The organism is Mycobacterium sp. E1386 (genome assembly GCF_001672745.1).
In the GTDB taxonomy this organism is placed as follows: domain Bacteria; phylum Actinomycetota; class Actinomycetes; order Mycobacteriales; family Mycobacteriaceae; genus Mycobacterium.
Window position 1 is genome coordinate 1 of sequence record NZ_LZKH01000157.1, and the last position, 12,235, is coordinate 12,235.

A 12,235-nucleotide genomic window follows, 5' to 3' on the forward strand; every position below is an offset into this window, starting at 1 on the left:
CACCGCCTGCGTGACCGCCGAACCGGTGATCGAGTACTCGATGAACGGCGTCGTGCGTCCGCGGGAGGGCAACAGGCGGCGCGGCTACCTGCAGGGCGTCTACCCGACCGCCGAGGACGGCCGATGGGTCGCGCTGTCGCTGCCCGACGACGGGCGGCTTGACCATGACCTGTTCGACGAGCTGGTCTCCGCGTGGACACGCACGCAGCCGCCTGAGGCGGTCGTGGAAACCCTTCAAAAGCAAGGCATCCCGGCCGAGCAGGTGATCACCGGCGATCACATGTACGACCGCGACCTGATCGGGGCCCAGCTCGACGCGCGCGGCTACTACGAGGAGCTGGCCCACCCGATCACCGGGCCGCACCGCTTTCCCGGCTGGCCGTTTCGCATCACTCCCGGACCGCCCCGCCACCACCGCACCGGCCCGCCGACGCTGGGTCAGCACAACGACGACATCCTGGGCGGGCTGGGCCTGTCCACGGACGAGCTCGCGAGCCTGCGGGCCGAACGGGTGATCGGGGAGCGGCCGCTCAACGCCTGACCCGTGAGCCTTTGGTAAACGGCTTGTCACATGCGAGGCTGCTGGCATGGTCATCGAGATCGCCCGCCCCAAGCTCGAAGGAAACGTTGCCGTCGGCGAGGACCGCCAGATCGGTTTCGCAGAGTTCGGCGACCCGCAGGGGCGCGCGATGTTCTGGCTGCACGGCACCCCCGGCGCTCGCCGGCAGATCCCGGTCGAGGCCCGGGTCTACGCCGAGCAGCACAACATCCGCCTGATCGGCCTGGACCGCCCCGGCATCGGTTCGTCGACGCCCCATCGCTACGAGAACATCCGGGCGTTCGCCGATGACCTGCGGACGATCGCGGACACGCTCGGCATCGACGACATGGCCGTCATCGGCCTGTCCGGGGGCGGTCCGTACGCCCTCGCGTCGGCTGCGGTGCTGCACGAGAGGGTGGTGGCGGCCGGCGTGCTCGGTGGGGTCGCGCCTTTCCTGGGCGACGAGGGGATCACCAGCGGCCTGATGAACCTGGGCAAGCGGGTGGCGCCGCTGCTGCGGCTTGGCGGTGACCCGCTGCGGATCGGCGCGAGCCTGGTGGTGCGGGCGATCCGTCCGGTCGCCAATCCCGCGCTGTACCTGTACGCGGCGATATCCCCCGAAGGCGACCGGCGCCTGCTGACCCGGCCCGAGTTCGGGGCGATGTTCCTCGACGACCTGCTCAACGGCAGCCGCAAGCAGCTGGCGGCCCCGTTCAACGACGTCATCCTGTTCACCCAGGACTGGGGATTCCGGCTCGACGAGGTCAAGGTCCCGGTGCGCTGGTGGCATGGCGACAGCGACCACATCGTCCCGTTCGCGCACGGTGAGCACGTCGTGTCGTTGCTGCCCGACGCGGAACTGTTCGTGTTGCACGGCGAGAGCCACCTCGGCGGGCTGGGGCGCGGTGAGGAGATCTTGTCCACCTTGATGAAGATCTGGGACGAGCGGGACTGACCAAGCGGCCGCCGGGTAGCCTGCTGACGTGCTGCTGGCGTCCCTGAATCCCGCGGCGGTCACCGCCACCGACATCGCCGACGCGGTACGCATCGACGGCGCCGTGTTGAGTCGTAGCGATCTGGTCGGCGCCGCCACATCGGTAGCCGAGCGGGTCGCCGGCGCGAACCGGGTCGCAGTCCTGGCCACGCCCACCGCTGCGACGGTGCTCGCGGTGACCGGCTGTCTGATCGCCGGCGTGCCCTTCGTCCCGGTGCCCGCCGACGTGGGTGCGGCCGAACGCCGGCACATGCTCACCGATTCGGGAGTGCAGGCCTGGCTGGGCCCCGTCCCGGACGAGCTGGAGGGACTGCCGCACATCCCGGTGCGATTACACGCCCGGTCCTGGCACCGCTACGCCGAGCCGTCGCCCGACGCGACCGCGATGATCATCTACACCTCCGGCACGACCGGCCTGCCCAAAGGCGTGGTTCTGAGCCGCCGCGCGATCGCGGCCGACCTCGACGCCCTGGCGCAGGCCTGGCAGTGGACGGCCGACGACGTGTTGGTGCACGGGCTGCCGCTGTTCCACGTGCACGGGCTGGTGCTGGGACTGCTCGGGTCGCTCCGGGTGGGAAATCGCTTCGTGCACACCGGAAAACCGACGCCGGCGGGCTACGCGCAGGCTTGCTCGGAGTCCGGGGGCACGCTGTATTTCGGCGTCCCGACGGTGTGGTCGCGGGTGGTGGCCGACGAGGCCGCTGCCCGCGCCCTGCGCCCGGCGCGGCTGCTGGTGTCCGGGAGCGCGCCGCTGCCGGTGCCGGTGTTCGAGGGGCTGGCCCGGCTCACCGGACACCGGCCCATCGAACGGTACGGCGCGTCCGAATCGCTGATCACGCTGTCGACCCGCGCGGACGGCGAGCGACGCGCCGGCTGGGTGGGCCTACCGCTCACCGGCGTGCAAACCAGGCTGCTGGACGACACGGGTGGCGAGGTGCCGCACGACGGGGAAACCGTTGGCAAGCTCGAGGTTCGGGGTCCGATGATGTTCGACGGCTACCTGAACCGCCCCGAGGCCACCGCCGAGGCGTTCGACGCCGACGGCTGGTATCGCACCGGCGATGTCGCCGTCATCGACGGCGGGGGCATGCACCGCATCGTGGGCCGCGAGTCGGTCGACCTGATCAAGTCCGGCGGCTACCGGATCGGCGCAGGCGAAATCGAGACGGCGCTGCTCGGGCACCCCGGGGTGCGGGAGGCCGCGGTCGTCGGCCTGCCGGACCCAGACCTGGGCCAGCGCATCGTCGCGTTCGTCGTCGGCGCGGAAGACCTGAACGCCGACCAGCTGATCAACCACGTCGCCCAAGAACTTTCGGTGCACAAACGGCCCCGCCAGGTGCGCCTCGTCGACACGCTGCCCCGCAACGCGATGGGCAAGGTGCTCAAAAAGCAGCTGCTTGCCGAGGGCTGACGCGCAGCAAGTTGCCAGCTTCAGCGAGGAGCGTGACCGTGCAGCTTCACCTACCGTCGTAACCGTGAACCGGCCTACCACTCCCATGCGGCGGATAGCGGCGGCCTGTCTCGTGGGCTCGGCCATCGAGTTCTACGACTTCCTGATCTACGGGACCGCGGCCGCCCTGGTGTTTCCCACGGTGTTCTTCCCACGCCTCGGCCCGACGCTGGCCACCGTCGCCTCCATGGCGACGTTCGCGACCGCATTCCTGTCCCGCCCGTTGGGCGCGGCCGTCTTCGGATACTTCGGGGACCGGCTGGGCCGCAAGAAGACCCTGGTCGCCACCCTGCTGATCATGGGCGCGTCGACCGTGAGTGTGGGCATGGTTCCCAGCACAGCGTCGATCGGCATCGCGGCGCCGTTGATTCTCATCGTTCTGCGGTTGCTACAAGGGTTCGCGGTGGGCGGCGAATGGGCGGGGTCGGTGTTGCTCAGCGCCGAGTACGCGCCATCCGGCAAACGCGGCTGGTACGGCATGTTCACCCTGTTGGGTGGTGGCACCGCCGGAATCCTGGCCAGCCTGACCTTTCTCGCCGTCAACCTCACCATGGGTGAGAAGAGCGCCGCGTTCATGGAGTGGGGATGGCGGGTGCCTTTCCTGATCAGCAGCGCGCTGATCGGTATCGCCCTCTACGTACGACTGAACATCGACGAGACCCCGCTGTTCGTGGAGGAGAAGGTCCGCGACGAGCTGCCCAAGGCGCCGCTGGCGGAGCTGCTGCGGTTCCAGCGGCGCGAGATCGTGCTCGTCGCGGGCGCCTTCCTGGGCGGCATGGGATTCGTCTACCTGGGCAACACCTTTCTGGTCATGTACGCCCACAACCATCTCGGCTATTCGCGGAGCTTCATCTGGGGCGTCGGCGCACTGGGCGGGCTGACCAGCATGGCGTGCGTGGCGTTCTCGGCGTGGATCTCCGATCGGGTCGGCCGCCGCCGGGTGATGCTATGCGGGCTCGTGGCATGCCTGCCGTGGGCGTTCGCGGTCATCCCGCTGCTGGACACCCGCAAGCCGGTGTTGTACGCGGTCGCCGTCCTCGGCATGTTCGCGGCCGCGGCGGTGGCCAACGGGCCCACGGCGGCGTTCGTTCCCGAACTGTTCGCCACCCGCTACCGCTACAGCGGAGCGGCGGTGGCGATGAACCTGGCCGGCATCCTCGGCGCCGCCGTGCCGCCGCTGGTCGCCGGCACGCTGCTGGCCACCTACGGCAGCTGGGCGATCGGGCTCATGATGGCCACCCTGGTCATCGCCAGTTTCGTGTCCGTGTATCTGCTGCCGGAGACCATGGGTACGGCGCTGCGCGCCGCGCCGACCGCCGAGAAGATCGCCGCCGACGCATAGCTGCGCTCAGTTGGCGTGCAGGTCCTCGTTGAGGGCGATGCCCTGACCGCCGCGGGGCACCACTTCGACGGCGCCGCTGACCGAATTGCGGCGGAACAGCAGGTTGTTGCCGCCGGACAACTCCAGCGCCTTGAGCACCTGGCCGTCGGGCGTGGCGACTTTGGTGCCCGCGGTCACGTACAGGCCGGCTTCGACGACGCAGTCGTCGCCCAGCGAGATGCCCAGCCCCGCGTTGGCGCCGAGCAGGCACCGCTTGCCTATCGAAATGACTTCCGTGCCGCCCCCGGACAGCGTGCCCATGATGGAGGCGCCGCCGCCGACATCCGATCCGTCGCCCACCACCACGCCGGCCGAGATGCGCCCCTCGACCATCGACGCGCCCAGGGTGCCGGCGTTGTAGTTGACGAAGCCCTCGTGCATGACCGTGGTGCCCGGCGCCAGGTGGGCGCCCAGCCGCACCCGGTCGGCGTCGGCGATGCGGACCCCGGTCGGCACGACGTAATCGGCCATCCGCGGGAACTTGTCGATGCCGTAGACGGTCACCGGTCCGTGCCGGCGCAGCCGCGCCCGGACCGCCTCGAACCCGTCGATCGCGCACGGTCCGCGGTTAGTCCACACGACATTGGTCAATACCCCGAACAGGCCGCCGGCGTTCAGCCCGTGCGGCGCCACCAACCGATGCGACAGCAGATGCAGTCGCAGGTAGGCGTCGTAGGCGTCGGCGGCCACGTCGTCGAGCGACCCGATGACCGTCCGCACGGCGATGCTCTCGGTGCCGCGGTCGTCGTCGCGGCCGACCAGCGCGACCAGCTCCGGGGGGATGTCCGACAAGGCGAGCCGCGACGTGCCGCCGGTGCCCGACTCGGTCAGTTCCGGTGCGGGAAACCACGTGTCGAGGATCGATCCGTCGGCGGCCAGCGTCGCCAGCCCGATGCCTACAGCTCCAGTCACGGCGGTCAGGTTACTTGCCGCTCGGCAGCGGATAACCTGGGACCCGTGCTGGACTTGCGCGGGGATCCGATCGAGCTGACCGCGGCGTTGGTCGACATTCCCAGCGAATCGCGAGACGAGGCACGCCTGGCCGACGAGGTGGAGGCCGCGCTGCGCGCCCAGACGTCCGGCTTCGAGATCATTCGCAACGGCAACGCCGTGCTGGCGCGCACCCGGCGGCAGCGGCCGTCGCGGATCTTGCTGGCGGGGCATCTGGACACCGTGCCGGTCGCCGGCAATCTTCCCAGCCGCCGCGAGAGCGGCGACCTGTACGGCTGCGGCGCCGCGGACATGAAGTCGGGTGACGCGGTCTTCCTGCATCTGGCCGCGACCGTCGCCGAGCCGGTTCACGACCTGACGCTGGTGTTCTACGACTGCGAGGAAATCGAGGCGGCGGCAAACGGTTTGGGCCGCATCGAGCGTGAGCTGCCGGACTGGCTCTCCGCCGACGTGGCCATCCTGGGCGAACCCACCGGCGGCTACATCGAAGCCGGTTGCCAGGGGACGCTGCGCGTCGTGATCTCGGCCACCGGCACGCGCGCCCACTCGGCGCGACCATGGTTGGGCGACAACGCCATTCACAAGCTGGGGGCCGTCCTGGATCGGCTGGCCACATACTCTGCCCGCACCGTGGATATCGACGGTTGCGAATATCGCGAGGGGTTGTCGGCGGTGCGCATCGACGGCGGCGTGGCGGGAAACGTGATTCCCGACGCGGCCGCGGTCACGGTCAACTTCCGCTTTGCCCCCGACCGATCCGTGGCCGCGGCGCTCGAGCACGTGCACGAGGTGTTCGACGGGCTCGACGTGGTCATCGAGCAGACCGACGCCGCCGCGGGCGCGCTGCCCGGGCTGTCCCAGCCCGCGGCCAAGGCCCTGGTCGAGGCGGCCGGGGGACAGGTCCGGGCCAAGTACGGGTGGACCGACGTCGCACGTTTCGCCGCGCTGGGCATACCGGCGGTCAACTTCGGGCCGGGCGATCCGAACCTCGCGCACACGCGCGACGAGAGCGTTCCGGTCGCCAACATCACCGCCGCGGTGGCCATGCTGCGCGGCTACCTGGGCGGCTAGGCTGCCCCGCAGCGCTGCGCCTGCGCGGCGGCGTCGGCGGATGCCGCGCGCATCCCGACCGCTGCCAGCTCATCGGACACCGCCCGCAGCGCCGCGCCGTCGCCGGCCGCCAGGGCCTGCGCGTGGCTGAGCGCGAGTCTCCCGGCGGCGCAGTCGATCTCGTCACAGAGCCGGGCCAGCGGATCCGCCGCTCGGGTGTCACCGAGGCGCACGGCCTCGTGCCACGCCCGCACCGCCACGGCTCGCTGGCCGCCGCGTTCGGCCATCCGGGCGGCATCGCGGGCGGCGGCCACCGCGCCGTGTGCGTCGCGCATCGAGGCGAGCCGCCAGGCCCGCGCGACGCCGAGTTCCGGCGCGAATAGGGCCGACTTCGTTCCGTGCCGGGATTCGGCCCGGCCCAACGTCTTTCCCGCGGCGGCGATGTCGCCCTGCTGGGCCAGCGCGGTGGCCAGCAGAGTCAACGACAGTGGGCCCCACGAATAGCCGGTGCGTTCCAACGTGGCGGCGGCGGGGCCGAGCAGCGCTGCGGCCCGGGCGAATTCGCCGTCGGCGAGCAGCACGTGGGCCAGCAGCACCTCACCGATCGCGCGGCCCGGCTGCTGCAACTCGGCGAAATCGGTGAACTGCTGGGCGAGTTCGCGGGCCCGGTCGAGCCGGCCCGCCATCAACAACGCGGTGGTCTGCCCCAGCCCGATCGTGAAGCGCAGCAACCCGGGATGTTCGGCGGCCAGGGCGCGCTGGGCCAGCGGCTCGACGTCGTCGAAGCGGCCCTGGCGCGCCGCGCACAGCGCGCCCGCGCTGGCCGCCCAGGCCACCGCCTGGTCGTCGGCGTCCGGGGCGGCGAGCACCTCGTCCGCGACCTTCACTGCGTGCCCGACGTTGCCGGCGTTCATCGCGAACGTGGCGCTCAGCGCGTCGAGCGTGGTGCGCGCGCCCGGATCGGAGACGCGATTGCGGATGGTGCGCAAGAACGCGGTGGCGCGTTCGGGCTCGCTGAGCATCCAGAACTGGTTGGCCGCGCGCAACAGCGTCCAGTCCATCAGGGCGGCTTCGGTCAACGCGGCGGGGTCCAGGCCGGCCAGCACCGCGTCGGCCTCGCGGCCGCGGCCCTGCCACGCCAGCGCGTGTGCCAGCGCCAGCCGCGCCGCCAACCCCCCGGAGCGCTCCAGCGCCGAGGAGGCCAACCGTTCGCCGAGGGCGAGGTCGCCCAGCCGCAGCGCCTGCTGCGCGGCGCCGACCACCTCGGCCGTCGGCTGGGGGGCATCGCTGTCCAGGGCCAGCGCCGCCAACCGGAGCCGGTCGCTGAGGTGGTCCGGCGGATGCTGCGACAGCAGCCGCACCAGCGCGGTGCGTCGTTGCCGGGCGCCGTCGCCGCCGAGCGCGGCACGCGCTCGCTCGGCAAACAGCGGGTGGGCCGTGTAGACCACCGGGTCGTCCGACGTTCCGCCGCGCGCCCGCGTTTCCACCGCCCCGCATTCCGTCGCCGCGTCAATCGCGTCCGCGCCGGTCAGGACACTCAGATCGGCGAGCGACAGCGGCTCCGCGACGGCGAGGTAGTCCAGCGCCGACCGGGCCGCGGAGGGCATTTCGGCGAGGAACGCGTCGACCTCGGCCGGTGTGGTCATCTCGCTGGGCGGTTCGATGTCGATCCGGGGGAGCAGCCGGTCAGCCCACAGCGCCGCGATGGCGTCGGGAGCCGAATCGGCGCGGCCGGTGACGATCATCCTGGCCGCGCCCGCCAGCGCGAGCTGGTACACCAGCGTGGCCGACAGGATGTCCAAGTCGTGGGCGTCGTCGACGACCAGCAGCAGGTCGTCACCGTCCAGCGACGCCCGGGCCGCGCGGAGCAGCGCGGCCGGCTTGCCGAGGTCGGCGATCCGCACCAGGTGGCTGAACGCGCCGAAGGGCACCGCGCGCTCGGTCGGGGTGCCGGTGACCCAGCGGATGCGGGTGCCCGGGTGCCGGTGGCCGAAGCCTTCGGCGGCCATTCGGGCCAACGTGGATTTGCCGCAGCCGTCCGGTCCGAGGACGACCGCCCCCCTCCCGGTCGTGAGCGCCGCGTCCAGCCGCTCCAGGGCCGATGCGTGCTGGGGAACGTTCCATCGAATCGGCATCGCCGGATTTTATTGCGCGCGGTGTGCGGCCCGCAGCAAGCTTGGTCTACCTTTCGTTGTATGCGCCCGGAACGCGAGCCATCAGGCGACTGGGCGGTGTGCGTGTACTGCGCGTCCGGCCCGGAACATCCCGAATTGCTCGCGGTCGCTGCCGAACTCGGCGAGGCGATCGCCGAGCGCGGCTGGACTCTGGTGTGGGGCGGCGGCCGGGTGTCGGCGATGGGCGCGGTGGCAACCGCGGCGCGCGCCCGCGGCGGCCGGACCGTCGGCGTCATCCCGCAGGTCCTGATGCGCGTCGAAATCGCCGACACCGAAGCCGACGAGCTGATCGTCACCGAGACGATGCATGAACGCAAACACGTGATGGAAGAGCGCGCCGACGCGTTCATCGTGCTGCCCGGTGGCGTCGGCACCCTCGACGAGTTGCTGGACTCGTGGACCACGGGTTACCTCGGCCTGCATCGCAAACCCATCGTCATGCTGGATCCACTGGGGCATTACGAAGGCCTGTGGCTCTGGCTGTGCGGACTGCTCGACAGCGGGTACATCTCGCAGCCGGCGATGGACCGGTTGTTGCTGGTCGACAAGGTGAGCGCCGCCGTGGAGGCGTGTGCGCCCGATTGAGGCCGCCGGCCAGTTGGCGATCCCTACTAGGCTGTCCGCCGAGTTGCTTACAGGAATTGAGGGATGACGTGTCCGATCACGACGGCGGAGCGCGCACGGCGGTCAAACTGACCGATATCGCATCTCGGGCGCCCGGCTTGTTGGCCGATATGCCGGTGATCGTGCGCGGGGCGATGACCGGGCTGCTGGCCCAGCCGGGTTCGAAGAAATCGATCGGCACGGTGTTCCAGGAACGCGCGGCCCGCTACGGCGATCGGATCTTCTTGCGGTTCGGCGACCAGCAACTGACCTACCGCGATGCCAACGCCGCCGCAAACCGGTACGCCGCGGTGCTGGCGGCGCACGGCGTCGGCCACGGCGACGTCGTCGCAATCATGTTGCGCAACTCGCCCAACGCGGTGCTGACCATGCTGGCCGCGGTCAAATGCGGCGCGGTCGCCGGGATGCTGAACTACCACCAGCGCGGCGAGGTGCTGGCGCACAGCCTGGGCCTGCTGAAGGCCAAGGTGTTGGTCGCGGAGACGGACCTGGTCAGCGCGGTGGCCGAGTGCGGCGGCTCGGGCGACACCGAGACGATGACCGTGGAGGACCTGGAGCGGTTCGCCGCCAGCGCCCCGGCCACCAACCCGGCGTCGGTATCGGCCGTGCAGGCCAGGGACACCGCGTTCTACATCTTCACCTCGGGCACAACGGGATTCCCCAAGGCCAGCGTGATGACCCACCTGCGGTGGCTCAAGGCGCTCGCGGCCTTCGGCGGCATCGGGCTGCGGCTGAAGAGCTCCGACACGCTTTACAGCTGCCTGCCGCTGTACCACAACAACGCGCTGACGGTCGCGCTGTCGTCGGTGATCAACTCCGGGGCGACGCTGGCGCTCGGCAAGTCGTTCTCGGCCTCGAAGTTCTGGGACGAGGTCATCGCCGCCGAGGCGACGGCCTTCATCTACATCGGCGAGATCTGCCGGTACCTGCTCAACCAGCCGCGCAAGGCCACCGACCGCGCGCACCGGGTCCGGGTGATCGCCGGCAACGGGCTGCGGCCGGAGATCTGGGACGAGTTCACGAATCGGTTCGACATCGCTCGCGTCTGCGAGTTCTACGCCTCCAGCGAGGGCAACACCGCGTTCATCAACGTGTTCAACGTTCCGCGGACCACCGGCGTCTTCCCGATGCCGTTGGCCTACGTCGAGTACGACCCCGACACCGGAGCCCCGCTGCGCGACGACAACGGGCGGGTGCGCCGCGTGCCGCCGGGGGAGCCCGGCCTGCTGCTCAGCCGGGTCAACCGGCTGCAGCCGTTCGACGGCTACACCGACAAGGAGTCGAGCGAGAAGAAGCTGGTGCGCAACGCCTTCCGTGAGGGTGACGTGTGGTTCAACTCCGGTGACGTGATGAGCCCGCAGGGCATGGGCCACGCCGCGTTCGTCGACCGCCTCGGCGACACCTTCCGGTGGAAGGGCGAGAACGTCGCCACCACGCAGGTGGAGGCGGCGCTGGCGTCCGACGAGTCCGTGGAGGAATGCACCGTTTTCGGTGTCGAGATCCCGCGCACCGGCGGCCGCGCCGGCATGGCCGCGGTCAAGCTGCGGGACGGAGCGGAGTTCGACGGCAAGTCGCTGGCCCGCGCCGTATACGGCCAATTGCCCGCCTACGCGTTGCCGCTGTTCGTGCGGGTGGTCGAGTCGCTGGAGCACACCACGACGTTCAAGAGCCGCAAGGTCGAGTTGCGCGAACAGGCCTACGGGTCCGACATCAAGGAGCCGCTGTACGTGCTGGCCGGGCGCGACGAGGGTTACGTGCCGTACTACGACGAATACCCCGACGAGGTGGCCGACGGGAAGCGCCCGCAGGGCTGAGCCCGCGCCGAGGGTGCGGCCCGCCGCACGTTCGGCGTCCAGTGTGCGGCTGGCCGCACGCTCACGGACCAGACCAGGCACCATAGACAGGTGCAATCGACCCTGTGCGGCCGTCCGGTCGCCGGTGATCGCCCGCTGATCATGGCGATCGTCAACCGCACCCCCGACTCGTTCTACGACAAGGGTGCGACCTTCAGCGACGAGGCCGCCCGGGCCGCCGCGCACCGCGCCATCGCCGAGGGCGCCGACGTCATCGACGTCGGCGGAGTCAAGGCGGGCCCCGGCCAGGAAGTCGACACGCAAACCGAGCTCGCCCGATTGGTCCCGTTCATCGAATGGCTGCGCGGCGCCTATCCGGACCAGCTGATCAGCGTCGACACCTGGCGCTCCGAGGTGGCCAAGGTGGCCTGCGCGGCCGGGGCGGACCTGATCAACGACACCTGGGGCGGCATCGACCCGGGCCTGGCCGAGGTCGCCGCGGAGTTCGGCGCGGGCCTGGTGTGCTCGCACACCGGCGGGGCGCTGCCCCGCACGCGGCCGTTCCGGGTGAGCTACGGAACCACCACACGAGGCGTCGTGGACGACGTTATTCGCCAGGTCACCGCCGCCGCGGAGCGCGCGGTCGCCTGCGGGGTGGCCCGCGACCGGGTGCTGATCGACCCGGCCCACGACTTCGGCAAGAACACCTTCCACGGGCTGCTGCTGTTGCGCCACCTGGGCGAACTTGTTAATACCGGATGGCCCGTGCTCATGGCTTTGAGTAACAAGGACTTCGTCGGGGAGACTTTGGGTGTGGAATTGAGCGAGCGGCTGGAGGGAACGTTGGCGGCCACCGCGCTGGCGGCCGCCACCGGCGCCCGCATGTTTCGAGTGCACGAGGTCGCCGCGACCCGACGGGTGCTGGAGATGGTGGCCTCCATCCAGGGGACACGCCCGCCGGCGCGCACGGTGAGGGGACTGGCATGACGGCATCCGACCTGGTCGGCGACCTCACCGACGACGCGGTGCTGGCCGCCCGGCCGGGCGACGCCTGGCTGTCCAACCGCAGCTGGAGCCGTCCGAGCTGGACGGTCGCCGAGCTCGAGGCCGCGAAGGCGGGGCGAACCATCTCGGTGGTGCTGCCGGCCCTCAACGAAGAAGAGACCATCGAATCGGTGGTCGAGAGCATCTCACCCCTGGTTGACGGGCTGGTGGACGAGCTGATCGTGCTGGATTCCGGTTCGACGGACGACACGGAAATCCGCGCCGTGGCCGCC

Annotated in this window: 11 protein-coding genes; 9 read left to right on the top strand and 2 right to left on the bottom strand. The window is 70.6% G+C overall.

Annotated features, from left to right (window positions below; genetic code table 11):
* From A5709_RS16125 to A5709_RS16140, 4 genes are all read left to right on the top strand, one after another.
* On the top strand, positions 1-541 hold a 541-nt coding region (locus A5709_RS16125), incomplete at its 5' end, for a CoA transferase (protein ID WP_197520170.1).
* Between the two features lie 46 nt (positions 542-587).
* Positions 588-1,496 carry an alpha/beta fold hydrolase gene (locus tag A5709_RS16130; RefSeq protein ID WP_068120765.1) on the top strand — a complete coding sequence of 303 codons (909 nt, stop codon included), beginning with the start codon at positions 588-590 and terminating at the stop codon, positions 1,494-1,496.
* Between the two features lie 28 nt (positions 1,497-1,524).
* Positions 1,525-2,946: an acyl-CoA synthetase gene (locus tag A5709_RS16135; RefSeq protein ID WP_068120767.1), complete on the top strand. Its 1,422-nt coding sequence runs from the start codon at positions 1,525-1,527 to the stop codon at positions 2,944-2,946.
* 85 nt (positions 2,947-3,031) lie between these two features.
* Positions 3,032-4,327, top strand: a complete 1,296-nt coding sequence (locus tag A5709_RS16140; protein ID WP_068120769.1) for an MFS transporter — start codon at positions 3,032-3,034, stop codon at positions 4,325-4,327.
* 6 nt (positions 4,328-4,333) lie between these two features.
* On the opposite strand, the gene dapD is transcribed toward A5709_RS16140, so the two are convergent.
* Positions 4,334-5,287 carry a 2,3,4,5-tetrahydropyridine-2,6-dicarboxylate N-succinyltransferase gene (gene dapD / locus A5709_RS16145; RefSeq protein WP_156673112.1) on the bottom strand — a complete coding sequence of 318 codons (954 nt, stop codon included), beginning with the start codon at positions 5,285-5,287 and terminating at the stop codon, positions 4,334-4,336.
* A gap of 36 nt (positions 5,288-5,323) precedes the next feature.
* On the opposite strand from dapD, the gene dapE reads away from it, so the two are divergent.
* Entirely contained in the window at positions 5,324-6,388 is a 1,065-nt protein-coding gene (gene dapE / locus A5709_RS16150; protein ID WP_067951381.1) for a succinyl-diaminopimelate desuccinylase, read from the top strand.
* Here the strand turns inward: dapE and A5709_RS16155 are convergent.
* Positions 6,385-8,502: an AAA family ATPase gene (locus A5709_RS16155; protein ID WP_068120770.1), complete on the bottom strand. Its 2,118-nt coding sequence runs from the start codon at positions 8,500-8,502 to the stop codon at positions 6,385-6,387. The two genes, dapE and A5709_RS16155, sit on opposite strands and share 4 nt — an antisense overlap.
* Before the next feature lie 60 nt (positions 8,503-8,562).
* Here A5709_RS16155 and A5709_RS16160 point away from each other — a divergent pair, with 60 nt between their 5' ends.
* The 4 genes from A5709_RS16160 to A5709_RS16175 all read left to right on the top strand — a co-directional run.
* On the top strand, positions 8,563-9,126 hold the full coding sequence (locus A5709_RS16160) for a TIGR00730 family Rossman fold protein (RefSeq protein ID WP_067203734.1): 564 nt from the start codon (positions 8,563-8,565) through the stop codon (positions 9,124-9,126).
* A gap of 68 nt (positions 9,127-9,194) precedes the next feature.
* A complete protein-coding gene (gene fadD6 / locus A5709_RS16165; protein ID WP_068120772.1) occupies positions 9,195-10,979 on the top strand; it encodes a long-chain-acyl-CoA synthetase FadD6 in 1,785 nt (594 codons plus the stop codon).
* A gap of 141 nt (positions 10,980-11,120) precedes the next feature.
* Positions 11,121-11,945 (top strand): dihydropteroate synthase, encoded by an 825-nt coding sequence (gene folP / locus A5709_RS16170; RefSeq protein WP_231986986.1) that lies wholly within the window; start codon positions 11,121-11,123, stop codon positions 11,943-11,945.
* Positions 11,942-12,235, top strand: a 294-nt coding sequence (locus tag A5709_RS16175) for a glycosyltransferase (RefSeq protein ID WP_156768076.1), incomplete at its 3' end; no start/stop codon positions are given. The genes folP and A5709_RS16175, both read left to right, overlap by 4 nt.

Bases quoted from the DNA above. Each gene is read 5' to 3' on its own strand.
- A5709_RS16155 (WP_068120770.1), bottom strand. From the start codon at position 8,502: ATGCCGATTCGATGGAACGTTCCCCAGCACGCATCGGCCCTGGAGCGG.
- folP (WP_231986986.1), top strand. From the start codon at position 11,121: ATGGCGATCGTCAACCGCACCCCCGACTCGTTCTACGACAAGGGTGCG.
- A5709_RS16140 (WP_068120769.1), top strand. From the start codon at position 3,032: ATGCGGCGGATAGCGGCGGCCTGTCTCGTGGGCTCGGCCATCGAGTTC.
- A5709_RS16160 (WP_067203734.1), top strand. From the start codon at position 8,563: ATGCGCCCGGAACGCGAGCCATCAGGCGACTGGGCGGTGTGCGTGTAC.
- A5709_RS16130 (WP_068120765.1), top strand. From the start codon at position 588: ATGGTCATCGAGATCGCCCGCCCCAAGCTCGAAGGAAACGTTGCCGTC.